Annotated in this window: 17 protein-coding genes; all 17 read right to left on the bottom strand. The window is 64.8% G+C overall.

From position 1 onward, the window contains the following. Window positions 1–2 precede the first annotated feature (2 nt). Window positions 3–4544, bottom strand: coding sequence for a cellulose synthase subunit BcsC-related outer membrane protein (locus tag JF515_RS03115; protein WP_203100914.1), 4542 nt, complete (start codon window positions 4542–4544; stop codon window positions 3–5). After that, the gene (gene bcsA / locus JF515_RS03110) at window positions 4541–8893 is read right to left on the bottom strand and encodes a UDP-forming cellulose synthase catalytic subunit (protein WP_203100912.1); all 4353 of its coding nucleotides are present in this window, start codon (window positions 8891–8893) and stop codon (window positions 4541–4543) included. The genes JF515_RS03115 and bcsA overlap by 4 nt, the downstream gene beginning before the upstream one ends. 57 nt (window positions 8894–8950) lie before the next feature. Further along, complete coding sequence (gene bcsQ, locus JF515_RS03105) at window positions 8951–9742, bottom strand: cellulose biosynthesis protein BcsQ (protein WP_203100910.1); 792 nt, start codon at window positions 9740–9742, stop codon at window positions 8951–8953. After that, window positions 9733–10140, bottom strand: coding sequence for a hypothetical protein (locus JF515_RS03100; protein ID WP_203100909.1), 408 nt, complete (start codon window positions 10138–10140; stop codon window positions 9733–9735). Before JF515_RS03100 ends, bcsQ begins: the two co-directional genes overlap by 10 nt. 465 nt (window positions 10141–10605) lie before the next feature. Further along, window positions 10606–11073, bottom strand: coding sequence for a bacterioferritin (gene bfr / locus JF515_RS03095; RefSeq protein ID WP_203100908.1), 468 nt, complete (start codon window positions 11071–11073; stop codon window positions 10606–10608). A 148-nt stretch (window positions 11074–11221) separates the two neighbouring features. Then, on the bottom strand, window positions 11222–11716 hold the full coding sequence (locus JF515_RS03090; protein ID WP_203100907.1) for a hypothetical protein: 495 nt from the start codon (window positions 11714–11716) through the stop codon (window positions 11222–11224). Between the two features lie 40 nt (window positions 11717–11756). Then, a complete protein-coding gene (locus JF515_RS03085) occupies window positions 11757–12125 on the bottom strand; it encodes a hypothetical protein (protein ID WP_203100906.1) in 369 nt (122 codons plus the stop codon). 3 nt (window positions 12126–12128) lie between these two features. Next, the gene (locus JF515_RS03080) at window positions 12129–14126 is read right to left on the bottom strand and encodes a polysaccharide biosynthesis protein (RefSeq protein ID WP_238400809.1); all 1998 of its coding nucleotides are present in this window, start codon (window positions 14124–14126) and stop codon (window positions 12129–12131) included. After that, window positions 14126–15460 carry an O-antigen ligase family protein gene (locus JF515_RS03075; protein WP_203100905.1) on the bottom strand — a complete coding sequence of 445 codons (1335 nt, stop codon included), beginning with the start codon at window positions 15458–15460 and terminating at the stop codon, window positions 14126–14128. The genes JF515_RS03080 and JF515_RS03075 overlap by 1 nt, the downstream gene beginning before the upstream one ends. Before the next feature lie 9 nt (window positions 15461–15469). Next, window positions 15470–16648 (bottom strand): DegT/DnrJ/EryC1/StrS family aminotransferase, encoded by a 1179-nt coding sequence (locus JF515_RS03070; protein WP_203100904.1) that lies wholly within the window; start codon window positions 16646–16648, stop codon window positions 15470–15472. 145 nt (window positions 16649–16793) lie between these two features. Continuing rightward, on the bottom strand, window positions 16794–17738 hold the full coding sequence (locus JF515_RS03065; protein WP_203100903.1) for an Rpn family recombination-promoting nuclease/putative transposase: 945 nt from the start codon (window positions 17736–17738) through the stop codon (window positions 16794–16796). Between the two features lie 186 nt (window positions 17739–17924). Beyond that, window positions 17925–18311 carry a type II toxin-antitoxin system VapC family toxin gene (locus tag JF515_RS03060; protein ID WP_203100901.1) on the bottom strand — a complete coding sequence of 129 codons (387 nt, stop codon included), beginning with the start codon at window positions 18309–18311 and terminating at the stop codon, window positions 17925–17927. Further along, entirely contained in the window at window positions 18311–18610 is a 300-nt protein-coding gene (locus JF515_RS03055; RefSeq protein WP_203100899.1) for a type II toxin-antitoxin system Phd/YefM family antitoxin, read from the bottom strand. Before JF515_RS03055 ends, JF515_RS03060 begins: the two co-directional genes overlap by 1 nt. Window positions 18611–18665: 55 nt before the next feature. Then, window positions 18666–20072, bottom strand: a complete 1407-nt coding sequence (locus tag JF515_RS03050; RefSeq protein ID WP_203100898.1) for an MBL fold metallo-hydrolase — start codon at window positions 20070–20072, stop codon at window positions 18666–18668. Between the two features lie 634 nt (window positions 20073–20706). Then, the gene (locus JF515_RS03045; protein WP_203100897.1) at window positions 20707–22011 is read right to left on the bottom strand and encodes a lipopolysaccharide biosynthesis protein; all 1305 of its coding nucleotides are present in this window, start codon (window positions 22009–22011) and stop codon (window positions 20707–20709) included. 212 nt (window positions 22012–22223) lie between these two features. Further along, entirely contained in the window at window positions 22224–22844 is a 621-nt protein-coding gene (locus tag JF515_RS03040) for an acetyltransferase (protein ID WP_203100896.1), read from the bottom strand. Beyond that, window positions 22841–24697, bottom strand: a complete 1857-nt coding sequence (locus JF515_RS19565) for a sugar transferase (protein ID WP_203100895.1) — start codon at window positions 24695–24697, stop codon at window positions 22841–22843. Before JF515_RS19565 ends, JF515_RS03040 begins: the two co-directional genes overlap by 4 nt.

Here is a 24697-nt window from a genome sequence, read left to right as displayed (position 1 = left end):
GATCACGGCTCCATGGTGTAAAGCAGGTTGATCATCGCTGACGTTTCCGAATAATCCCCGAACGTATCGTACCCGAGGCTGGTGCCCAGGCTGAACGCCGGTGACAACTGATAATCGAGCCCCGCGCCCAGATTCAGCCCGAAGCCGCTCTCGCTCTCTGCTTCGTAGTACGACGCAGGAGCGACGCCGGCGTCGACCAGTATATCCAACCACTGCTGTTGCCCCCCCAAAGTCGGGAAATACGGCGCTTCTTCCACGCTGTAACTCTGGAAGCCCGGTGACACACGGGCGTTCCAGGTAACCTTGTTATAGCTTTCCTGATAGGTGATCGGGAAGGCCAGGCTCACATAATCCTGCGGGCTGAAGTAACCGCCATGCCCATAGGTGAACTGGCCCCGGTTCTCATCGAAACTGCGATAGTTGAGGTGCACGCCGGTCTGCAGCTGCCGCCAGCGCTGGTTGATCGGCTTCACGTAGGCGCCCAGGTTGAACGACGCTTCCTGGTTGTCGTCCACGTTGTGGCCCTGGTAGCTGTAGAAGCCCAGGTCGCCGTAGGTGCCCACCTCGCCGTTATCGTAGGACAATCCCAGCTCGGCGCCGGTGCGGGTCACGCCGCCCCAGCGGTCGCCGGTGGCCGGGTCCTCGACGCCGGCGTAGGACAACAGGCTGTCCTTGACCGCGCGGCGCTGAGCGGTGACCCGGAAGTTGGTGTTCGGCGCCACTTCCGGTGCCCAGGTAATACCGCCCACCAGGTTGGTGACCTCGAAGCCATACGGGGTGCTGCCGATGTCGGCGCTGAAACCACCTTCGCGGTAACCGAACGCCACCGCCAGGCCGGAGTCGGTCTGGTTGCCGGAGGCGGCGGCGCGCTGGTAGGCGCCGGCACGGGCGGCCACGTCGTTGACCAGTTGCCGCACGGCGGCGCTGCGCGCCCGGTAGTCGGCCACGTTGTCCGCTTCCAGGGAGAAGTCGCTGGTGCCGAATTCGCGCTCCAGGTACTCGTTGACGAACTGGCGTTGCTCGGTGTTGAGCGCATCCAGGTCGATGCCGGATTCGAACAGCACGTTGCGGGTCACGTTGGTGCCGAACACGTCCTCGGCGTCCGTCAGATCATTTTCCGCCTGGTCATACTGGCTCTGACGCTGGTTGAGGGTTTCCTCGGCCTGGTCGAGCTGGGTCTGGCGGGTATCCACCGCCGCTTGCAGGGCCGCCAGTTCCTCATCGGTGGGGTCGTCCGCGTCGAGCAGTTCCTGCTGGGCATCGGCCAGGTTGGTTTCGGCGGTATCGACGCTGCTTTGCGCGGCGCCGAGCTGGGTGTCGGCGGTGTCGAAGGCACCCTGGGCGGCGTCCACGTCATCGGCGAACTCGTCGATTTCATCGATCAGATCACCGACCCCGCTGAGCTGCTCCACCACCGCCTCGGCGGCGTCGGAGGTGGCGCCGGTGGAGCCGAAGCGACGACCGGCGTCCTCGCTGAGGGTGCCGGCGTTCAGGTACACCGGGGAGGCGGTGGCGGTGAAGCGGCCGCCGCCGAACGGCACCCCGGACAGGCCGATGTCGCCGCGCACCTCGGTGAGCTGGCTAAGGCCGGATTCGCCGTCGCGGAAGCGCAGCGACAGACCGCCCTGCCCCTTCGGCGACAGCGCCTGGCGCAGATCACCCTGCAGATCGTCGATGCGCACCAGCCGCTCGCGGCTGGGCGCCGGCTTGGGCGCTTCCTGGCGAGCGGCGGCGCGGGCGCTGCTGGCACCGGCGCCGGAACCGCCGCCGGAACCGCCACCGTAGCCATAATCCTGCATGCGCGCCACTTCGTCCGGGCGCCGCCAGTCGCCGGCCCACTGCTCGTCGCCGCCACCGTGGTAGGGGCTGGCGGGGGTCGGGGTCACCGGCTCGGCGTCGTAGGAGCGGTTCAGGTAGGCACGGGCCTCGCCATCGGGCTGCCAGCGCCCGGCGGTTTCGGTCTGGCCGGGCAGCCATACACCGGCGCCCTTGCTGTCGCCACCGCCGCCGCCGAAGGCCGCCCAGCGGCCATCGTCACGGGCCTGGCCGGCACCCCGGAACGGGTTCACCACCCCGGCGATCACCGGGCTGTCGCCGCGCTCGGCGTTCTCCGCCTGCTCGGCGAATTTCAGCGCCTGGCGCTTGTCGCCCTGGGCCTCGGCGGTGCGCGCCGCCAGCAGCAGCAGCTCGCCATCTTCCAGCGGCGCCACCTGGCGCAACAGTTCCTCGGCGCGGTCGGCGTCGCCGGCGCCCAGGGCGGAAGCCACCGCGCCACGGCGGGCGACGATGTCATTAGGGTCCCGCTCGAGCTGCCATTCGAACACCCGGCGGGCGTCTTCATAGCGCTTGCCCTGCAGGTACAGGCTGCCCAGCTCATGGAGCAGCGCCGGCGCCTGGGGCCGCCGTTCCAGTTCCGCCACCAGCACGTCGTAGGCCTGGGCCAGTTGGTCCTGGTCACGCAGCGCCACCACCTGATCGAGCAGAAGCTGGTCGCGGGTACGGCCCAGGGCCGCGCGGGCCTGGGGGTCGTCACCGGCGCGGCGGTCGAGCAGCGCCATCAGGCGCCGCGCTTCACGCTGGTTGCCGGTGCGCGACAGCACCGAGGCGTGGTTCAGAAACGGCTCCACCGCGTTGCTGTCATTTAGGTGCAAATCCAGATCCCGGCGCACCAGGGCCAGGGCCAGGCCGTCTTCGCCCTGGTCCACCAGCAAGGTGGCCACCTGACCCAGCTCGCCCGGGTCCTGGGGCGGGTTGCGGTACAGATCGTCCAGGGCGTTTTCCACCTGCCAGGAATCCCCTTCGGAGAGCACCCGGCGCAGGCGCGCCACCCGGGCGCCACCACGCACCCGCTCCGCCAGGGCGTCGATGGCATCGTCGCGCTGGCCGGCGGGGATGCCGGCCAGCAGCGCCTCGGCGTCTTCCCAACGCTCCTGCTTTTCGGCCAGCAAGGCGGCCACGCGCAGGTCATCCACGCCCGGCTTGTCATCCAGCAGCGGCTCGATCAGGGCGCGCGCCCGGCGCGGCTGGCCCTGGTCGTCGTAGAAGCGGGCCAGGGACAGCCGGGTCCAGGGATCGTCCGGGGCCAGCGCCATGGCTTCACGCAGGGCGGATTCGCCGGCTCCAGGGCGACCACCGGCGAGCAGTTCCTCGCCCCGGGTGCGCAGGGCATCGACCCGCTGCTGGCGCAGGTAGGCCAGATCCTCGCGGGCGGACGCCGGCAACTGGGCGAACACCTCGTCGGCCTCGTCATAGCGGCCCTGGGCGAGCAGCGCGCGCACCAGCCCGCCGCGGGCCTCGGTCAGCGCCGGGCGCTCCACCAGCAGGCCCCGGTACAGGGTTTCCGCCACCTGGGGCCGGTCCTGGGCGAGCAGAATCTCGCCCTGCAGCAGCTTGGCGTCGCGGCCCTGGTTGCCGGCGGTCTCGGTGAGCGGGCGCACGGTCTGGAATGCCTGGTCCAGGTTACCGGCCTGGTAGGCGGCCCGGGCGGTGGCGAGACGGCCATAAAAGCGGGCGCTCTGCAGCGCCGGGCGCCAGTCGGCGGCCTTGGCCGGCTTCATCTTGATGGCCCGCTCCAGGGAGCGCTCGGCGTCCTGGAACTTCTCGCGGCGCAGTTGCGCCAGGCCCAGGCCGGCCAGCGCCTCGGCGTCGTTGGGGTTGTCCTTGAGGGCGGCGCGGAACGCCTGCTCCGCATTGCTGGCCCGACCGGCGTCCAGGGCCTGGTAGCCACGGCCGCGCTCGGCGGTGGCCTGGTCGTTGGCCTGCACCAGCTTGGCTTTTACGCCATTGTCCTCGGGGAAACTCTCCAGGTAAGCACGCAACGGCGCCACGCTGGAGGGCTGATCGGGCAGCCACAGCAAGCCCTGGCGCCAGGCGGCGGCCACTTCCTTGTCCTGCTTCTGCGTCCAGAGGCCGCGCAGGCGTTCGATGCCGCGCAACCGGGTGCCGCCGTCGTAGGTCAGCACCTTGCCCAGGGCCAGGGAAATGCGCCGGTCACCGGGGCGCGCGGCGGCCATGTCTTCCAGGCCGCGCCGGGCCTCGGCCCGGCGGTCTTCCACGCCGGCCAGGGTCTGGTAATACTCCAGCGCCAGGTCGCCGGGCGGCGGCTGGTCGCCGAACAGTTCTTCGTAGCGGGCCACGGCGCCCTTCGGGTTGCCGGCGGCGGCCAGCCGCCGGGCTTCACGCAGCAGGTCCGAATCCAGCCCCTGGCGGCGGTTGCGCTCGGCCAAGCGGCGCGCGTAGTCACTGTCCGGGGCCACCCGGCGCAGACGGTCGGCGTAGCGTTGCGCGGCGGCCGGGTCGCGGTCCATCTCCAGCATCGCCATCTGATAGAGCGCCGCCGGGTTGTCCGGGTCCGCGTTGAGCACCCGCTGCAGGGTGTCCGCGGCCAGATCCGGGCGGTTGTTGCCACGCCAGAACTCCGCCTGATCGAGCAGCCGCTGCACCGAGGCGTCGGTTTCCTGGGCCAGGACCGGCGCCACCGGCGCCAGCAGCGCCGAGCCGAGCAGGCCGGCGGCCAGCCATCCATTGAAGCGCTTCGCTTTCATCGCTTTTTCCGTTCCCCGTGTTCGTTCAGGCGCCGCGCCGCCCGGGCGCGCAACAAGGGCACCATGGTGCCGGCAATCAGGATCAGTACGAACAGCGCGCAAAGCAGCAAAATATCCGGCCGCTGCCCCAGCACCCACCGCACCATGGTCATGTAGTTGTTGTCACTGTCCGGGCTCACCGGGTGGATTCGGAAGTTGCGGATTTCTTCCTTGTCGTCCAGCAGTGACAGGTCCTCGCCCACCTCGGCGCGCACCTTCTCGTCGCCCAGCTCCGCTGCCAGTGATGCCAGCATGCTGGCCTCGTTGGTGGCCAGCAACACCATTTCACGCTGGTTGTTCAGCGGCGAGTGCGCGGCCACCAGGGCCTGCACCCGGGAGCGGCTGCTCAAGGCCCGGTCGGCCTCGTCACGTTCCAGATTGTCGCCGTACAGGGCCCATAGCTTGAGTCGTTCCCACAGCCCCGGCGGGTGCACCCGCAGGCGGTTTTCGTAGAAGTAATACGGCGGCTGCAACAGGGTGCGCGCCAATGGATCATCCAGAGACGTGAGCGCCAGCCAGTGGCGATCCGCCACACTGCGAAGGCCATCGCGGCCAAGCACCACGGCCAGCTTGTCACCGGTCACCCCGGTGCTTTCGGCGAACCGGGACAGCAACGTAAAGGCGCCATCGAGGGCCGACAGGGACGGTTTCTCCGGCAGCACCAGAGCGCTTTCCGACAGGTCCGCGCGCACCGTGAAGGGGTAACCGGCGGCCAGGAACGGCCGCAGCTCCGGCACCTCCGCCAGGTGCCAGGTGTCGGTGAGGTCCAGGGTGGAATCCGGGTACACCTGGCTGACCACGTCCGTGGGCAGGGTCACGGTGCACGGATCGTCAAAGTGATAGCGCAGGTTGAAATAGAAGGTCAGTTCGTTCTGGCCGTGGATCAGCGACGGCGGCACCGGCAGCACCGCCTGCTCCTGACGCAACGGCCCGGCCACCAGGCCCCAGAGGTGCTCGAACAGGCCGCGCCGGGTCACCGGCAGTGAACCCAGGTACTGGCCATTGAGCGCCACGTCCAGGCGCGATTTGTCGGCGTCCAGCCATTCGCCGTCCGGGAACCGGTAGCGAATGCGCAGTGGTACCGTGTCACCGGGCCACAGATCCAGGTCCGGCGCCACCCGGAACGGCACCCGGATCAACGCGGGGGTAATGCCGTTGACACGCAACTGGTCCGGCTCGACCAGATCCCCGAGACGCAGGGGCACCGCGTCGCCGGCGTTCCAGCGTGGCGCGTCGTAGGGGCGGCTGACCGGAGTCGACACCGGTTCCGCCACCATGCTACGGCCATAGGGCGGCGTTTTCGGGTGCATCAGGAAACGCGCCGCCTGCACCAGGCCGGCGCTGTCCGGGGCTTCGATCACCAGCAGCTTGCCACCGCCGGGGTTGTCGTCCATGCGGATGACCGGCTCGGTGACGGGCGCCGCAGGCGGCAGGCCGGGCATGGGGTCATCGTTGGTGGTGAACACCACGGCGTGGCCGTCGGGCAGGTTGGTGTCCACGGACCAGCTCACCTCCCGGTAGCGGCTGAGCGAACCGATCCAGGAACTGATCAGCGCGGCGGCCTGCACCTGATCCTGGTCGTCCGGGCTGGGCAGCGCCAGGCGCACGGTCACCGGGCCGGAGGCATCCGGATCGAAGAACGGCACCGGCAGCAGATCCAGCCGGTTGGCCAGGGGCAGGCCTTCCACCGCCAGGTGCAGGGTGCTGCCGGGCAGGATCTCGGCGTGCACCCGGGGGTCCAGCGGGTTCGGGCAGGTCTGGTCGGCGATGCCGTACAGCCGGAAGCCGAGGCGGTTGTGGTCCACCAACAGGGAAGGGTTGATGTCGAATTCGTAGTCGTGCGCTTCGCCGTCGCCCTCGCGCAGAATCAAACGCTGCACCGGCTCGCCGTTCATGTTGACCACCAGCTCGCCGTTGCCGTTGGCCAGGGCCGGATCGTGGCGCAAACGCAGCTTCATGCGTGCCCCCACCACCACTTCGTCGGCGGGCAGGGACACGCCCACCCCGGCCTGGGACCCGTCGCCGGTGAGCGACAGTCCATCAGGCAGACCAAGCTGCGCCAGGGTCATCTCCTTGGCCGACGTCGGCACCGGCCGCGCCAGTTCGCTGATCGGCACCGCCTCCACCTGGGCCTGGGCCATGGCCGGGCGCACCGCCAGCAGCACCAGCACCGCCACCAGGAACAACATGGCGGTGGGGATGATCCAGCGCCACAGCTTGCCCTGGTGGAATACCCGGTTGGCCTCGCGCTCCTCCGCGTCCCGGGACATCAGGTCCGGCAGGAACAGGCCCAGCACGCAGCGCAGCACCGGCCAGAACGCCTTCAAGGGATGATCCTGACGGCGTTCGCCATCGGCCAGCCAGGCGTCCGCCCGGCCCATCACGATACGCACCAGTTGACGGCGCTGGTTGATGTCCAGCTCGCCAAGACGCAGGCGCAGGTAGCGCCGGTCGCCGCCCATGGTCTCCGCCGGCAGCAGCACGGTGCGGCCGTTCATGCCCACCTCGAGAAACTCCACCGCGTGGTCCGGCAGCTCGCCGCCCGGGTTGCGCACCCGCGCCCCGGTCATGGAAATGTCCACCGTGCGGGTGGCCAGGGTGTGGCCCTCCACCATATAGAGAGTGGCCGGCAGATCCAGATTAACGCGCACCGAGCCACGCACCTGGCGGCGCTCCCGGGCCACGGCGATGGTGGCGAACAGAATGAACAGGCTGAAGCCGCCCCAGAACAGGTTCAGCGCCATGACGTCCGGCTGCACCCCGTAGTATTCGTGCCAGAACAGGCGTACCACGCCCCAGCCGAGCCCGGCCATCAACAGGAAGGCCACCACCAGGTGCGGTTTCACCGGGTCCACGTCGAAGAAGGTCTCGTTGAGCAGGCCGCCTTTCTCGGTCACGTTGAACTTGCCGCGCCGGGGGTTGAAGAAGGTCACCAGGGTCGGCTTCACCAGGTGGAAGCACAACGACGATTCGTAGATCTCGCCCCACAGAGTGTGCCGGTAGCGGCCATTCAACCGGGAGTTGGTGTAGATGGCGTGGAACAGGTGCGGCAGCGCGTAGGCCAGGATCATCTGCGCCGAGGAGGCGATGATGTTCTGGCCGATCAGCAGATACGCCAGGGGAGCGGTGAGGAACACCACGCGCGGCAACGGGAACATGAAATGCAGCGCCGCGTTCAGGTAGCACAGCCGCTGGGCCAGGGTCAGGCCGCGCCCCAGCAAGGGGTTGTCCAGGCGCAGAATCTGCGTCATGCCCCGCGCCCAACGGGCCCGCTGGCCAATGTGCAGCGACAGCCGCTCGGTGGCCAGCCCGGCGGCCAGCGGCAGGCCCAGGAAGGCGGTACGCCAGCCCTTGCGCTGCATCTTCAGGGCGGTGTGGGCGTCCTCGGTAACGGTCTCCACGGCGAAGCCTTCCACTTCGTCCAGGGCGGCACGGCGAATCACCGCGCAGGAGCCGCAGAAGAAGGTGGCGTTCCAGAAGTCGTTGCCCTTTTGCACCGGCCCGTAGAACAGCTCGCCTTCCCGGGGCAGGTCATCGCCCACCGCCAGGTTGCGCTCGAACGGGTCCTGGGAATAGAAGTAGTGCGGGGTCTGCAGCATGGACAGGCCCGGGTCGGTGCAAAAACCGCCCACGGTGCTCTGCAGGAAACCGGTGGTGGGAATGTGGTCGCAGTCGAACACGCAGATCAGCTCACCGTCGGTGAGCCCCATGGCGTTGTTCAGGTTGCCGGCCTTGGCGTGGTTGTGTTCCTCGCGGGCGATGTAGCCCACCCCGGCGCGGGCGGCGAAGGCGGCGAACGCCTGCCGGCCACCGTCGTCCAGCAGATAGATCTTCATCTTGTCCGCCGGGTATTCCAGTTCCTGGGCGGCCAGCACGGTGTCCATCACCACCGACAGGTCTTCGTTATAGGTGGGGATGTAAACGTCCACGGTGGGCCAGTCGTCCATGTTCTCCGGCATCGGCGTGATCGGGCGCTCCAGCGGGAAAAGCGTCTGGATGTAGCCGAAGAACATAATCGTCCAGGCATAGAGCTCGGCGGCGAACAGGCCATAACCGAGCACGTATTCAAAGCCGGTCTGGAACACCAGGGTCTCGGTGGTGCGCCAATAGAGGTAGCGGGTGGAGACCACCATGGACAGCAGGATCAGCCCCAGGGAGGCGCGCCGCGAACCCGGGTTGCTAAGCCGGTGCGCCAGAATCGCCAGAACGGCGCCGGCGATGCCGAGCGCCATCTGGTGCTCGGCGTCCATGGGGGTGGTGATGAACAGAAAAAGAGGTGGAATGGCGAGCAACAGCGCCAACACAAGCATGATCCGCCCGCGCAGGAGACCCCCACGCCGCTCCGAAATTGTCGCCATCAAAACCCCTCAAGAAGCGCCGCCCGGCACCTCCACCGCGGTGCCGCCGATTTCCGCCAATTGTTGTAGTACCCGGTTCACGCACTGCTTCATGTCGGCCGCGCCCCGGGAATGGGGCGCCTGCTCGAACACCGAGCGCTGCCGGGCGTTGGCTTCGGGAAAGGCCTCATCACGGTGAATCTCGCCAAGGAGTTCCGAACCGTGCCGCCGTTCCATGATTTCCTTTACTTCCGTATTCAAACGCTGGCGCGGGTCCACCTGGTTGAGGATGAACCCGTGACGGCTGCCGGCGGGCACGTCTTCCGGGAAGAAGTCCCCGGATTCCACCCGCGGCAGCAGCGACAGAGAGGCTGAATCCGCCAGCAACACGGTGATGCGCAGATCCGCCAGCCGGCTCACCGCCCACAGCGCGCTGGAATCCCCCGGCGGCAAGTCGGCGATCACCACGGTCCCCGGCGTCGAGGCCAGGGAGCCCAGAGGGCGGTTCAGAAAGCCGGGCTCTTCCAGCGCACGATCAAACACCTGGCGCTCGAAACGCGGCACCTCGCCATAGGGCAGCAACTGAATGCCATCCCCCACGGAACGGGCCAGCGGGCGCCAGTCATCCTGGTCCACGGCGGAATGCACATAGCCCGCGCCATCGGTCAGCGACACCCCGAAATGCAGACGCAAAGCGTTCTGCGCGTCGAAGTCGATGACCGCGACCCGGTAGCCGAGACGGCGAATGCCGTATGCCAGGTTGGCGGCGCAAGTAGTCTTACCCACGCCACCCTTGGGAGAATCAACGGAAATCAGCGCCATGCATCGGTTCCGAATGGACGGTTGACGGCTTGCCGCTCGGCGATACGCCGCAGCAGCGCTTTCAATGGCGTGCCATTGTAAGCATTTTCCACCGTCTCCGTTGAGGCCTCCTCCGCGGCTCGCGAGAGCAGCGAACGAAACCGGGGCCGCGCCGGCTCGGCGGCGGCCATCGGTGCCGGCGACGTCATCGGCGCCGGCTCCTCACGGTGCTGAACCTGCGGACTGGGAGCGGGGTCCCCACCCTCGCCACCCGCCACCTGATCCAGCAGTGTCCATCCGGATGCCCGGGGCGCCGCGCTTTCCGCTTGGGAAGGACGGCCGCTTACCGGTCTGATTTTGAAATCCCTTTCCCCCGCTTTCCTCCTGAAACCGTCCTGTTCGTCATATTGTCTGTTCATTGCGTTTTCAGTCCGCCAGCCAGGTACAGTGAAAAAACTGTGATATAGCTCACATTTTGCTCACGGTCGAGAGCCTACAGAAAAGCACCGTAGTTGTACACACGTTAACCAATTCATAACGCCGGTTACATGAATTAACCTTTGCTATGGATCAAATGCCACAGAAAAAACGTGACATATAACCCATGGGAATCAAGCTACTAGCTTGACCCTAAGGTTGTGAGTCGGGCGTGAGCATATCATGAGCCTCACTTCCTGGCGCCTTTTCATGTGAACAGGCGGTATACAAATTATTTCCCTTTATCAATTGCCGCCGGCGCCCTCCCCCGGCAGTCTCTTAAGGTCGCGCGTCCATGACTCAGCAGGGAAGGGAGCACCGCCGACCCATCGACCGATTCTCCATCGTGTCGAACAAAAAAGGCGCCCCTTGGGGCGCCTTTTTCTTGGCCTTCGCGGAATAGCGGATCAGGAGATCTGCGACTGCCGGTAATTCTGCTCGCCGATGTGCTTGATCAACCGCAACTGCTGCTCCAGCCAGTGGGTGTGATCCTCCTCGGTGTCCTCAAGCTGCTGGCGCAGCATGTCGCGGGTCACGTAGTCGCGCACCGATTCGCACAGCGCGATGGCGTTGGCCAGGTTCTCGCGCACCTGGTACTCCAGGCGCAGGTCCGATTCCAGCATCTCGATCAGAGTGCGGCCCGGATCAATGGCGTGGGGCGTCATGTCCGGCTCCCCTTCCAGAAACAGCAGCCGGCGCAGAATGGCATCCGCGTGCTCCGTCTCTTCCTGCATCTCATGGTTGATGCGCTCGTACAGACGCTGGTAGCCCTGGTCCTCGTACTGGCGCGAATGCAGGAAATACTGGTCCCGGGCGGCCAGTTCACCGCGCAGCAGATCCCGCAAGCACTCGATCACGTCCGGATGGCCTTTCATGGAACACTCCTCGAATCACGGATAACCGAAAACCCGCGCAGTATGCCTCCAGCCGCCGCGACTTACCAGCCCATTGTTTATTTTTTTCAATAAATTCAAAGGGTTATTGGACCAATAAAAGAAAAACGAATCGCAACAAGAAAGGTTATCAGGCAGCCATGTCGTTGAGACGTTTGAGGATGGCGAGGTCGCGTTCCTGAACCCGGCTGATGGGGAAATCCTCGCACGGGAGAGTGAGCACGGTCTGATGCAGGGCGGCGCACCAGCCGGTGAGGGTTGCCAGGCCGGCGCGCAGGCGTTCGTGGCGCCACTCGATAAAAGCCTGTTCGATGTCCTGACCGGGGCGGCGAAGATAGTTGGCGGCGTGGGCTTCCAGATAGGGCAGCCCCAGATCGAGCTCCGCCAGCAGCACCTGGGAGCGAACCAGGGCCATGAAGCAGGGGGTCGGGTAGCTGGACAACGGCGTCGCCGCCGTGCAGCCACAACCGGCATCGGTGCCCGGCCCATGGTGATGCAGGCAACCGCTGATCAGGGCCATCAGGCTGGGTTTTTCCTTGGCCTGTTTCAGCCAATCCAGAAACACATCGCCGTGGAAGGACGTACGCATAAACGTCACGCCCTCCAGGAGGTCGATCAATTGCATATCACACACCCCAGAAAAGAAAAAAAGGAAGGAAGATTTTTTAGTTATCAGAAAAGCGGAAAAATCGCGTGAGCACGACAAGCGCCAGGGCCGCCAGGCCCACCCCCACAAGGTTGGCGACCAGGTCGTACACACTGAAAAAACGGGACGGTTGAATCAGGTGCTGAAACACCTCGAGGTTAATCGCGATCAGCAGCAGCAAGGGCCAGAACCAGCGTGCCGGCGCCCCCGGCAAGGCCAGCCGGGCGGTGCCGGCCATGGCGGCCAGGGCCAGGGCGTGCAGCAACACGTCCGGCCCCAGCTCCGCCACCGGGCGCACCGTGCTCTGTGGCGCGAAGATGCCGACCAGGCCCACCACCCAGCACAGCAGGCACAGGCAACGCCAGGTGGGAGAGCCGGGACGCGGCATGCGTCAGTGCACGGACCCGGGCGTATTGTCGATGGAGGCCGCGTCGCCGGGCCGCGCCATGCCCAGGGTGGCGGTTTCACGCAGCGGCGTGTGGCTCTTCCTGGGCGGGCCGGGTTCGTCGCCGGGCAGGCGGGGCATGTAGCCGTTGACGTAGGCGCGCAGCAGCGCCTTGATGCCCTCGCTGTCGCCACGCTCCAGGGCGCCCCGGAACGCCTCCAGCGCGCGCAGCATCTCCTCCAGGTCGAGCATTTCCTCGCTCGCCTGCATGATCATTTCATGCTCGGTGTGGGTGCTGCACTCGCCGATCAGCAGCTCTTCGTACAACTTCTCGCCAGGGCGCAGGCCGGTGAAGGCCACCTCGATGTCGCCTTCCGGGTTACTCTCGTCACGCACCGTGAGCCCCATCAGGCGGATCAGCGTGTAAGCCAGATCGACGATGCGCACCGGCTCGCCCATGTCCAGCACGAACACTTCCCCACCCCGCGCCATGGCACCGGCCTGGATCACCAGTTGCGAAGCCTCCGGAATGGTCATGAAGTAACGGATCACATCCGGGTGGGTCACGGTCACCGGCCCGCCCCGCGCGATCTGGTCGCGGAACAGCGGCACCACCGAGCCCGACGAGCCCAGGACGTTGCCGAAGCGCACCATGGAGAACACCGTGGCGCTGCCCTTGGCGGCCATCGCCTGCAGCACCATTTCCGCGAACCGCTTGGTGGCGCCCATTACGTTGGTGGGCCGCACCGCCTTGTCGGTGGAAATCAGAATGAAATGCTTCACCCCGGCGGCTTCCGCGCCCTGGGCGGTTTCCAGGGTACCGAGAATATTATTGCGCACGCCGGCGGCCGGGTTGCCCTCGACGATCGGCACATGCTTGTAGGCGGCGGCGTGGTAAAGGGTGTCGATGGCGTGGTTCTCGCACAGGCGCTTCACGTAGCCCCGGTTCACCACCGAACCCAGCATCGGCACGATGGGAATGTCCAGGTCGGCGGCACGCAGCGCCGCCTTGAGCTCGCGTTCGATGTCGTAGAGCGCCACCTCGCTCTGCTCCAGCAGCACCAGGGAAGAGGGCCCCAGCTTGATGATCTGCCGGCACAGCTCCGAGCCGATGGACCCGCCGGCCCCGGTAACCAGCACGTTCTTACCGGCGATACAGCGGCTGAGCAGATCCCGCCGGGGCGGCACCGGATCACGGCCGAGCAGATCCTCGATGGCCACGTCCTTGATTTCCTCCAGGCGCGCCCGGCCACTGGCGATGTCCACGAAACTGGGCACGGTCTGCACCCGCACGCCAAGCTTCTCCAGCCAGGTGACCAGCGCCATGCGCCGGTGGCGCGGCATGGAAGGCATGGCCAGCAGCACGGTGCGCACCCTGCCCTCGCGGACCATCTCCGCCAGCCGCCCACGCCCGCTTACCGGCACGCCGGAGAGCAGCATGTTCTGCTTGCCCGGCTCGTCGTCGACGATCAGCACCGGGCGCAGCTCGCCGGCGGACTGCAAGGCGGCGGCCAGTTGGCCACCTGCGGCGCCGGCCCCGTATATGGCCACCGGCTCGCGGTTGAAGTAACCGGACACCAGCCGGAACAGCACCCGCCGGGCCACGAAGCGGCTGGCCCCCAGGTACAACACCGACAGCACCCAGAAAATCACGAACACCGAGCGCGGCACTTCCAGGTTCATCATGTAGGCCATGCCCGCCAGGGTGACCACGGCGGCGCCCATGCCGAACACGATGGACCACACCGCCTCGGCGCCCAGGTAACGCACGATCGATCGGTAGAAACCGCAAATGTACAGGCAGGCAAGAGAGATCAGCACGGCGCCGGGCAGCAACCACCAGGGCTCGATGGCCACGTCCAGGGTGCTGAAACGCAACGCGTAGGCCGCCCACAACATCAGCGGCAGGCCCAGACCATCCACTGCCAGCATGATGGCGCGCTTCTGCCAGCGGGCGCTGTCCAGAACCGCGTTCAGCAGCCGGTGTTCCGAAAAAGAAGACATTACGACCTTTCCTTGTCGTGAAGCCGGAGGAGAGAGATGTAGCGTTTTTTGATGAACATCACGTTACCAGATATTGATGAAGTATTCACCGGGACGTCATCCCCCAATTGGGGGGGGGAACGGTCCGGCGCGGTGGACTTGAGCAGGCACCAACAAGCCACCAACAGTCCCAGATAACAGGACAACCCGCGCACATCACGCAGCATCGACTGACTTAGCCCGAAACCCACGAAGGCGGTGATCACCATCAAGCCCGCCGCCGCCAGGGCCCGCCCACGCCGATCCTGGCGGCGGCGCAGGTGCCGGGCGAACAGCGCGAACGGCACGCCATACAGCGCCAGCAACGACGCCAGCCCCACCAGACCACGGCGGGCGGCGGTATCGATCAAATCATTGTGCAGCTGGTCATAGCGGCTGATGCCCGCGTAATACTGACCGCGCGCCACCCATTGATCGCGGCGCGCCTCCAGCCGGCCCTCGCCCCAGCCCAGTACCGGCCGCTCCGCGAACAGCCGCAGCCCGGCCCGCCACATGTCCAGCCGCGCCCCCAACGACGACGCGGCGTCACCCCGGGCATAGTCCTGCAGGTTGTCCACGGCCTGATCCACCCGTTCACGCACGCCACTTTGCGGCAACAGCGCGCCACCGATCAGCAGCGCGGCCAGCACGCCCGCCAACGGCCACAGCCGGCGACGCGGCAGGCCCTCGCCGAACGCCCAGGCCAACACCGCCAACAACAGGGGGAACACCACCCAGCCTCCCCGGGTACCGGAAAACACCGACGCCAGCACGCCCAATACCCCGGCCAGCAGAAACCAGCCACGGCGGCGCCCCCGCGCCAGGAAAGCCACCAGGGAAAGGCCGCCGAACAACAACGCCAGGTTGCCGAAAGGAATCGCGTTAATGCCGCTGTCGGCCCGGTGCCGGCCCAGCCAGCCGAACTCGTAGCCAGCGATGCCGCCGGCCAGCGCCGCGCCCAGGGCGGCGCCCACCCAAAGCCCGTTGGCGGACGGCGGCCCGCGCCGCCAGGCCAGCCCCACCCAGGCCGCCAGAAACGGCCACAACGGCAGGAACAGGCCCTGGTTGCCCTCCCCCACCGGCCAGGAGCCGGTGCGCCACACGTCCAGGCACCATAGCCCGCCGAACACCAGCAGCGCCGCCAGGCAAAGCCCATCCTCACGATCCGGCGCCGGCGCCACGGCGGGCCGCGCCAGCGCCCAGGGCACCAGTACCGCCGCCAACAGCGGCACCGCGTAATAGGTCCACGGCACCACCAGCAGCAACGCCAGGAAGCCGGCAAGCAGCGCGGTGTGCAAGCGGGAGAGAAGGGACATCAGGTCCGGTCAGGCGAGGGTGGCGCGGGCCATGACCGCCTGCAGGGCGGCGATGGTCTTTTCGATGTGGGCGGGCTCCAGGGTCGGGTGCACCAGGAACATCAGGCTGGTCTCGCCCAGCTCGCGGGCGGTGGGCAGGCGCTCGTCGGGGGCCAGCCCCAGGTCCTGGAAACATTTCTCCAGGTACACCTCGGAGCAGGAGCCGGAAAAGCACGGCACGCCCATGCCGACAATGCGGTTCATCACGCAGTCCCGATCCCAGCCGGGGGCCAGGGTCTCCGGGCGCACGAACACATAGCATTTGTAGCCGGCATGGCCGGCCTCCGGCGGCGGCTCCGGCACGCGCAGGCCGGGCAGCGCACGGGCGGCTTCCCAGATGGCCTGGCAATGGGCCTGGCGCCGGCGGGTCCATTCCGGCATCCGGCGAAGCTGAATCCGGCCGATGGCGGACTGCATTTCGGTGAGGCGCCAGTTGGTGCCCACGCTCTCGTGCAGCCAGCGAAAGCCGGGCGGGTGCTCGCGCTCGTAGACCGCTTCCCAGCTCTTGCCGTGATCCTTGAAGCTCCACATGCGGGACCAGAGATCACGGTCGTTGACGGTAACCATGCCCCCCTCCCCGCCGGTGGTCATGATCTTGTCCTGACAAAACGACCAGCAACCCACATGACCGAAGCCGCCCACCGAGCGGCCCTTCCAGGTGGCGCCGTGGGCCTGGGCACAATCCTCGATCACGAACAGATCGTGGGCCTCGGCCAAGGCCATCAGGGCGTCCATGTCGCAGGGCCAGCCGGCCAGGTGCACGCAGATCACCGCCTTGGTGCGCGGCGTGAGCACGGCGGCCACGGTCTCGGCGGTGATGTTCTGGGTGTCGCGGTCCACGTCCGCGAACACCGGCGTGGCGCCGGCGTTGATCACCGCCGTGGCCGAGGCCAGGAAAGTGCGCGGCGTCACCACCACCTCATCGCCGGGGCCGATGCCCAGACCACGCAGGGCCAGATCCAGCGCCAGGGTGCCGTTGGCCACGGCGATGGCGTACTCGGTGCCGGCGAAAGCGGCGAACTCGCGCTCGAATTCGCGGCCTTCCTGGCCGGTCCAGTAGTTCACCTTATTGGAAAGCAGCACCGCGCTGGCGGCGTCCGCCTCTTCCTGGCTAAAGGAAGGCCAGGGCGGGAAAGGTCCATTCAGCATAATAATCCTATCGTTCAAGAACGGGCGGTCCGCGCTTTCAAGCGCGAACCAAGCAAAGAGGAAAGGAAACGATATTGATATATCAGAATTGCAGAGCGGATGGGCTCATTGCGCAGGCTCGGCTTACGCCGAGCCCCATGTCGTGCTACTGGAACACCTCATCAAGGGTGGCGGCGTCGTAGAGACGGTCGATCCAGTTTTCCAGCTCGCCACGGCTGGCGGCCTCCAACCGGTCGTTCACTTCCGAGGGCACGCCACCGAAACGACGCGCCAACTGGCGGCGCAAAATGGCGCGAGCTTCATTGGTGGAGCCTTGCTCCATGCCGGCCTGGAGGTGTTCGTCTTTCCATTCCTGAACGGTGTCTCTGGCCATGTCTCGGGCCTCCTGAAGATCATGAATCTCGGGTAGATTCGCGCCAGGCGCCCAATGACGCAACCGGCGGCGCAACCACTCCACGAAACCTCGCCTCAAGCCTTCTTGCTCGGGCTTGTCCAGCCAGTTTACCAAAAGTCCGAGGACCTCCGGCACCTCCGCCAGTGAGCGATGGTGCTCAAGCCGGAATAGTGCCGCCACCAGGTTATTCAACGGCGCCAGCCTGTCCATATCGAAGGTACCTTCGTCGATAAGCAAAAATGCCTGGTCCGGCTGATATTCGGCCAAGGCCGCGGGACCGGGCTGGGCCAGTTGCGAAACGCATGTTGGCGCTCGCCAACGCGCCTCACCGTTGTACAGCACAATGGGAAATACCGGCGGCAGCTCTCGTGTGTCATCCAGCTCTTGGCGGCGGATCAAATCCTGATACAACAAGCCGGTGTAACTCAGAATGCGCACCGCCATGAACCGATCCACCGTCGACTGGAACTCCAGCAGCAGGTAGATATAGATCCAGTCATGTCCCCACCGCACTCGCCAGATCGCATCGCTGTGACGGCTACGCAGGTCATCGCTGACATAACTGCCGTTCATCTTTTCCAGGGAATCGAGATTCAGCTCGGCAACCCATTCCTCGGGCACGAAGCCTGTGAGCAGGTCGCGCACCATCTCGGCATGGGAAAACAGCAACCGGTAACTGGTGTCGTGATCATCCATGGGGCCTCCGTATTTGTTCTGGAGGCAGTGTGGCCGGGATGAAAAGAAAGCGATGTCAGCCGGCACCCTGGATCGACGTCAGCCAACAACGACACGATATGTAGGCCCTGATAAGGCGGTGGGGCGATAACGGCAGGAGCAAAACTTCCCCCGGGTTCGGCGTACCATGGATCGTTGAAGGAAGGCTTACTGCCGGGGGCGGAAAACCAGGATCTCCAATTCCTTGATGTGCCGGTAATGACGGTCGTTCGCCGTCACCAATGGCACGCCGAGATACAGAGCCCCCGCCGCGATCAGCGCATCCGCCATTTGCATGTTATGGCTCAGAGCGTACTCCTCCACCAAGAACATCGCTCTGGCGGATATTTCCTCATTCAGATGCAGAAGGTCCGCCCCCCAGAACCGGAGTGCACGGCGCAGCGTCCGCAGTTCCTGGTTGTCACGCAGCCCCTGCAACAATTCCATATAGCTGACGGCCGACACAATGAAAGGCTCGCCACCATCCAGCAGACGTGCCGCCGCTTCATTTCCGCGCAGATTCCAAATCAGGACGTCCGTATCGACCAGCCTCATCAAAACTCCCTGGGGCGACGCACTCGTCTGACATAGGCATCCACCGCGTTTTCATCAGGCGCGAGGCCCGGTTCATCACGGTCCCGCCATAGCCCGAAAGCCGGATTACGTTCGGCTCGATAGGCCGGCGCTTCGCCCTCACGCACTTCCGGACGAGCAGCGCCTTCGGCCTCCTCACCGAGGGGAACGAGCCTGGCACGGGGCTTACCCCGGTAGGTAATGATGACCTCCTCCCCCCGGTCCGTCGCGGCAATCAGGGTTTTGGTGCGCAAACGCAGGTCTTTAGTGGTCGCTTCCATATCGACTCCTCAAGTTACACTCCAAAGTGTAACGGGAATGCCAGCCCACGCCAAATCACGGGGTGGTACGCAACGGGCGGCCTTTTTGCTGGTAGCGGTGCTTGAGGGCGGCGGCGAGGGCGCGGCGGGCGTGGGGCTCGCCGTGGACGATGCGCACCTGCTCGGGCCACCGCGCCATGCCGGTGACGAAGTCCACCAGGCCGGCCTGGTCGGCGTGGGCGGAGTAGCCGCCCAGGGTCTCGATGCCGGCGCGGATAACGTGGCGCTCGCCGTCCAGCTCCACATAGCCACCCCGGGGACCATGAATCTGGATATCGCGCCCCGGGGTGCCGGCGGCCTGGTAGCCCACGAACAGCACATTGTGGCGCGGGTCGCCAAGCATCGCCTTGAGGTAATTGACGATCCGCCCGCCGGTGCACATGCCGCTGGCGGCGATCACGATGGCCGGGCGGCGGCTCTCCGCCAGGTGGCGCACCATGCGCTGGTGGGCGGCGTGGTCGTCCACGGTAAGCCGCTGCTCGAAGGCCAGTGGCCGGCGCCCGGCTTCCCGGCGCGCCCTCGCCTCCTGCGGCCAGAAGCGCGCCAGAGCCCGGTACACCCGGGTAAAGCGGCGCGCCAGGGGCGAATCCAGAATCACCGGCAACGCGTTCCAGGGCAAACCGTCCGCCGCCTCCTGGTCGCCGTGGGCCTCGATCAGGGTCTCCAGCTCGTACAACAACTCCTGGGTGCGCCCCAGGCTGAACGCCGGGATCAGCACGGTGCCCTGGTCTTCCAGGGCACGCCGGATCACCGCCGCCAAACGCCGGCGGCGGCCGGCCCGGTCTTCATGCTGGCGATCCCCGTAAGTGCTCTCGATCACCAGGGTATCGCAGCGCTCCGGCGGCACCGGCGGCTCCAGCAACGGCGCATGGGGCGCGCCCAGATCGCCGGAGAACACGGTGCGGTGGCCCGCCACCTCGCACTCCACATAGGCGGAGCCAAGAATATGCCCGGCCCGTTGCAGCCGCACACAGGCGCCGTCCCCGCCCGGCACCGGGTACCAGATGTCATAGGGCAACGGGACCAGCCGGCCGCGAACCACCTTCAGGTAGCGCTCCACCGCCTCCGTCTGGCGGCTCAGGCTCAGCTTGAAGGCATCCTCCAGCACGATGGGCAGCAACCGCGCCGAAGGCTCACTGCACAGAATCGGCCCCTCGAAGCCAGCGGCCAGCAGCCAGGGAATACGGCCCACATGGTCGATGTGCACATGGGTCACCACCAGCGCGACCACACGGCTCACATCGAACTCAATGGCCAGTTGGTCCGCCCCGCCGCGCGGCGCCGCATCCTCGCCCTGGAACAGGCCACAATCGATCAGCAGGCTGGCATCCGGCCCCAGCACCAACTCATGGCAGGAGCCGGTAACGCCCTGGGCACCGCCGTGATGATGGATGGTATTGGTGTGTCGTGATGTGTCGGGCATCCCCGCTAACCCCCGTGCCAGATTCCCGGAGGCCAAGCTGCCACCTAAGCCGCCCGATGTCTGTCAGCGAAAGAATGCAATCCATGTAAGATATCAGCTAACGACCTCCCCCCGGCGCCGCCCCAACCTTTCCCACTGGCAAATTTTCGCGCCGAGCTGATATGCAAAGCTTCCAAATGGTCTGGGGGAACCCCAACGCTCACGAACGATCCAAGTAAATACTGGTTGATCTCACCAGGGAGTGTATGGCGGTGCCTAACTGGGTGCGCAGCTAAGCCCGTCCCTACAATATCTGGCCGATCTCCATTAAGGAGCCGCACCCGCTCCTACCCGCGCCGCCAGCGGGCGGTAACGATCAACCTTCGGGGCCTCTGAAGATAATCGGGGCACCGTCTTTACGGGATAAAACATGATATCCATCAGGCTCAAAATCCTAATAGACCCAGCTGAGGTTATACGAGCTCTTACGGGGGCTTTCATCGCCTCAACCTTTGCCTTTTAGGATTACTAAGGTTACTGGTCGGGAGTGAAAGTTCCCGGCCAGTAATTTTTTCCAGCATCCATCAGATCTTTTGAACTTCGGCACTCAGCGACCGCAGCCTTGGCACAGGAGCATCCCTTTGAGTGCACAAATCTAGCGGCCACCGTGCACCCCCAACCTGTGAAGCAAGTTAGGCCCCGGAAGGGTCCAGATACCCAGCCTGCGCCAGACAAAGAACAAAGCGATGAGATTCTGAGTGACCAGAACGAACGCCAAAGCGAGAGCGGCCCCAAGTGCACCAAACAGTTGAGGCAGCAGGAAGAAGCCAGCCAGCCCGAGGCTATTGCACAAAAGAGCGATATTACGCATCAGCCGCTCGTGGCCGGTCATGTTGAGCAGAAAGCCCACCGAGCCAGTGGCTACATTCACCAATTGCGCCAGGGCGATAATGCGCAAAAGGTTAGCTCCCTGTCGAAACTCATCGCCAAACCAACCGAGCACCCAGCCTGGGGCCACCAGGCAAAGTACCAATAAGGGCGCGGCGATCACCAAGCCCAACAAAGCCCCTTGCCGCGCCAGCCTACCCAGAGCGCTCAGTTCGCCACGGTAATACAGGGCCGCGAAACGCGGAGGGAAGATGGCATTGATCACAATCAGGATAAAACCAATCAACGTTGCGGTCTGCTGAGATGATTTGAACAACCCCAACTCCGCGCTGGTCAATAACCAACCTGCAATCATCAACCCCAGAACCGACTGCATGAAATTCGCGAGCCCGGTGACAAAAAAAGCCCGGGATACTGCCATAAACTGGCTCCGTGATACCGCTACGTGGATATCGTCCATCATCTGGCCCCGTCCCCACCAGGGCTGCCGACGGCACCACAACCAAGCCTGTAGCCCTCCTTGCAGGGCAACCAGCCAGGCAGCAATGGCATAAGCGTAGCCAATCACTACAAGTTGATTACCGCCAAACCAAAGGCCATAGGCAAGAATCAGAGCCCCCGCCACCAGTGCCACAGACCCATTCTCCAGCAAACTCGCTGTGGCGGGCTTGCGGATACCCTTGAAAAATCCGGAGAATAAAAAGCCGAACGCATAGGGCGGTGCCGCTAGAACAATGCCGACCAGGACCGCCGCCAAACCCGGCGCTTCAAATACCCCCTCCAACCGATACCGCAGCAACCAAATCAACGCACCGGCCACCACGCTAAGCACCAAAGTACGCTGTAGCGCCCAGCGCAAATACACCGGCACGCGATGGCTTCCAGGATCCTGGCCAACATAACGCATCAAACCATTATCCATACCCATCCGGGCCAGGGTGCCCACGCCCAAGAGGAAGCCATACGCTAGGGCGTACACCCCCATGCCGTCCGGCCCATAAAGCCGGCCAATCACCAGTGCCAGCGCCAACGCGCCCAAAGCTGCGATCGCACGGGCCACGAAAGTGCGCATAAGGGCTTGCCCCATTTCTCCACGCATTCGCCTCAGCCCGGTACGCATAAACGTCTTGATTCGGCTCAAAGAATGCCCCTCTGAACTTGAACCGATTTAATTTCCGTACTGATCATAAAAACAACGGATATAAGAAGGATCAGAAGTATCATGGTTACTCCTGAGAGCGCATAATCCAAATTCATTGGCATAGCGATAGCGTTCCAAGACCTCTACAAAACCCTGGCCGGCACACCGACCACGGTGACGTCATCCGGAATATTAGAGACCACCGCCGCCCCTGCGCCGACCATGACATTCCGCCCAATCGTGACGCCCTGGCGAACACTGGCGCCAATACCCACCCAGGAGCCGGCGCCCACCGTCACACCACCGGCGAGGTTCGCACCCGGGCTAATGTGCACGCCCTCTTCCAAGCAACAATCGTGGTCGACGGTCGCACCGGTATTCAGAATGCATCCGGCAGCGATCCGAGTGTCCACGTTAACCACCGCACCGGCGAACACCATGCAGCCCTCGCCCAGGTGAGCGTGGGCACTGATCACCGCTGACGGATGAACCACCGTGACCAAAGGAATACCCGCCTCCCTTAACGCCGACATCTTGGCCAGGCGTGTGGCGTTGTGGCCAATCCCCACCACCGCCGCCTGAAACGAAGGGCCGCACCCGCCCAGCATCCCAGAGAACGCGCCCTCGACGGACCAGGGGCCATTACGGCTAAGCCGGGGCCAAGCGTCATCAAAGAAGCACACTTCATCCCAGCCAGCACAAAGAGCCGCATCGGCGACCACCTTCCCGTGGCCGCTGGCTCCAAGGATCGCGAGTCGTTTCATACGCCAGGGTCCGAATCGCAGCGCTCTTCGCCGGAAGAGCCAGTAAAGCGGGGCATGGTGGCCTCGCCGCCGTGGCTGATACCGTCCCGCTTGATCACCTTGAGGACGGTAAGAAACAGGATCTTGATATCAAGCCAGAGAGTCCGGTTCTCAACATACCAAACGTCCAGCTCGAACTTCTCCTCCCAGGAGAGCGCGTTACGGCCATTGATCTGAGCCCAACCGGTAATGCCTGGGCGCACCTCATGGCGCCGGGCCTGGCGCTCCGAATACAACGGCAGGTACTCCATCAACAACGGGCGGGGGCCAACCAGGCTCATGTCGCCCTTGAGCACGTTGAAGAGCTCCGGCAGTTCATCCAGGCTGGTGGAACGGAGAAAGCGCCCCAAGGGCGTGAGCCGCTTTTCGTCCGGCAGCAACTCGCCATTCTCGTCCCGTTCGTCGGTCATGGTGCGAAACTTCATCATTTTGAAGGAGCGACCGTCCAACCCCGGACGCTCCTGCGTGAACAGGACTGGTCCGCCAAGCTTCCAGCGCACCATTATCGCCAGCACCAGTAAGATGGGAGCCAGCAGCACCAAAGCCGCCACCGAGGCCAAAAAGTCAAAAGCGCGCTTCATCGGCTGAGACCGGTTAGTAGCGAAAGTCTCCTCCAGCCAGCCCACAAAAGTGCCGCCCAACGCATCGCGGTCAAAACGCTGCTGGCCCAGCTCCGAGGCGGCCCGAGACATTGCAGGCAGCCTGTCCCGATGATCCGCAAGGTCTATCAGGGCATCCGCAAAGGCTCCGGCATTATCAGGGGGCACCGCAACACCTGCCCCGGATTCTTCCAAAAGCCGCTCCAACCAGCCCGGATAGTTGTTAATGACGGGCAGCCCTGCGGAAATGTAGTCAAAGAATTTATTTGGAGAGGTGCCAAAGTAAAAGGCGGGCACGTTCGCCAGAATTTGAAGCCCGACATCGGCCCCTGCCATCAAACCCGCCAAACGCTGCTTATCAACCGGATCGTGAAAGACCACATTTGAGAGGCCTTCACGCCTGGCGCGATCCACCAACTCAGGCTTCAGCTTGCCGTCCCCCACCAACGCCAGCTTGATATCATCGCGGCCACGGGATTTCAGCTCGGCGGCAACGTCCAGGACAGCGCCCAGGCCGTTAGCCATGCCGTGGGTACCAGTGAAAATCGCCAGGAAATCCGCCTCAGCTACGCCTTCGGGCCGCCACGGGTTAGTCGCATCGGCGAAAATATCGAAATCACAGCCATTAGGAATCATGGCAATGCGTTCCTTCGGGATGCCACGGCTCTCTATACCCTCGGCCATGCCGGGGGCCAATGCCACCAAGCGATGCGCGGAATGGTATGAACACCACTCAAGAACAGACATCAGCCAGAGCACAACCGGGTTCTTGATCACCCCCATGGCCTTGGGCAGCTCCGGCCACAAATCACGCACTTCAAACACAAAAGCCTTGCCCCGCAGCCAGCGGGCGAAGATACCAGGTATCCCTGCTGTCAGAGGCGTTGTGGTGGCAAAAACCACGTCGTATTGCCGGGTCATGGCCACCCATATGCTCCGCAGAGCAAAGAGAAGGAACATAAGCGACCGCTTAAGAAAGCCATCACTGTTGGAATAGGCAAGATCAAACTCGATAATGCTGATGCCATCCACAACGCCTTCCCGGCGGCCACGCCGGAATGAAGATTCCAGCCCGGTGTTTCCACCGCCATAAGAACCACAAACCATGGTCACTTCGTGGCCGGCTTTGATCAGCCTCCGCGCCATCTCATAGGAACGTATACCCGTGGAGCCTTTGGGGGTGGAAAAATGCTGGTGAAAATACAAAACGCGCAT

Source organism: Alloalcanivorax marinus, from assembly GCF_016785095.1.
Taxonomy (GTDB): Bacteria; Pseudomonadota; Gammaproteobacteria; order Pseudomonadales; family Alcanivoracaceae; genus Alloalcanivorax; species Alloalcanivorax marinus_A.
The sequence above is the reverse complement of the archived record's forward strand: the minus strand, read 5'-3'. Positions and strand labels throughout refer to the sequence as shown.

Excerpts from the sequence above, each read along its gene's own strand:
- JF515_RS03080 (WP_238400809.1), bottom strand. The coding sequence starts at position 14,126 with ATGTCTTCTTTTTCGGAACACCGGCTGCTGAACGCGGTTCTGGACAGC.
- JF515_RS03085 (WP_203100906.1), bottom strand. The coding sequence starts at position 12,125 with ATGCCGCGTCCCGGCTCTCCCACCTGGCGTTGCCTGTGCCTGCTGTGC.
- JF515_RS03100 (WP_203100909.1), bottom strand. The coding sequence starts at position 10,140 with ATGAACAGACAATATGACGAACAGGACGGTTTCAGGAGGAAAGCGGGG.
- JF515_RS03050 (WP_203100898.1), bottom strand. The coding sequence starts at position 20,072 with ATGCCCGACACATCACGACACACCAATACCATCCATCATCACGGCGGT.
- bfr (WP_203100908.1), bottom strand. The coding sequence starts at position 11,073 with ATGAAAGGCCATCCGGACGTGATCGAGTGCTTGCGGGATCTGCTGCGC.
- JF515_RS19565 (WP_203100895.1), bottom strand. The coding sequence starts at position 24,697 with ATGCGCGTTTTGTATTTTCACCAGCATTTTTCCACCCCCAAAGGCTCC.
- bcsA (WP_203100912.1), bottom strand. The coding sequence starts at position 8,893 with ATGCTTGTGTTGGCGCTGTTGCTCGCCATTCCACCTCTTTTTCTGTTC.
- JF515_RS03115 (WP_203100914.1), bottom strand. The coding sequence starts at position 4,544 with ATGAAAGCGAAGCGCTTCAATGGATGGCTGGCCGCCGGCCTGCTCGGC.
- JF515_RS03060 (WP_203100901.1), bottom strand. The coding sequence starts at position 18,311 with ATGAGGCTGGTCGATACGGACGTCCTGATTTGGAATCTGCGCGGAAAT.
- JF515_RS03040 (WP_203100896.1), bottom strand. The coding sequence starts at position 22,844 with ATGAAACGACTCGCGATCCTTGGAGCCAGCGGCCACGGGAAGGTGGTC.
- bcsQ (WP_203100910.1), bottom strand. The coding sequence starts at position 9,742 with ATGGCGCTGATTTCCGTTGATTCTCCCAAGGGTGGCGTGGGTAAGACT.
- JF515_RS03045 (WP_203100897.1), bottom strand. The coding sequence starts at position 22,011 with ATGCGCACTTTCGTGGCCCGTGCGATCGCAGCTTTGGGCGCGTTGGCG.
- JF515_RS03090 (WP_203100907.1), bottom strand. The coding sequence starts at position 11,716 with ATGCAATTGATCGACCTCCTGGAGGGCGTGACGTTTATGCGTACGTCC.
- JF515_RS03055 (WP_203100899.1), bottom strand. The coding sequence starts at position 18,610 with ATGGAAGCGACCACTAAAGACCTGCGTTTGCGCACCAAAACCCTGATT.
- JF515_RS03070 (WP_203100904.1), bottom strand. The coding sequence starts at position 16,648 with ATGCTGAATGGACCTTTCCCGCCCTGGCCTTCCTTTAGCCAGGAAGAG.
- JF515_RS03065 (WP_203100903.1), bottom strand. The coding sequence starts at position 17,738 with ATGGATGATCACGACACCAGTTACCGGTTGCTGTTTTCCCATGCCGAG.
- JF515_RS03075 (WP_203100905.1), bottom strand. The coding sequence starts at position 15,460 with ATGTCCCTTCTCTCCCGCTTGCACACCGCGCTGCTTGCCGGCTTCCTG.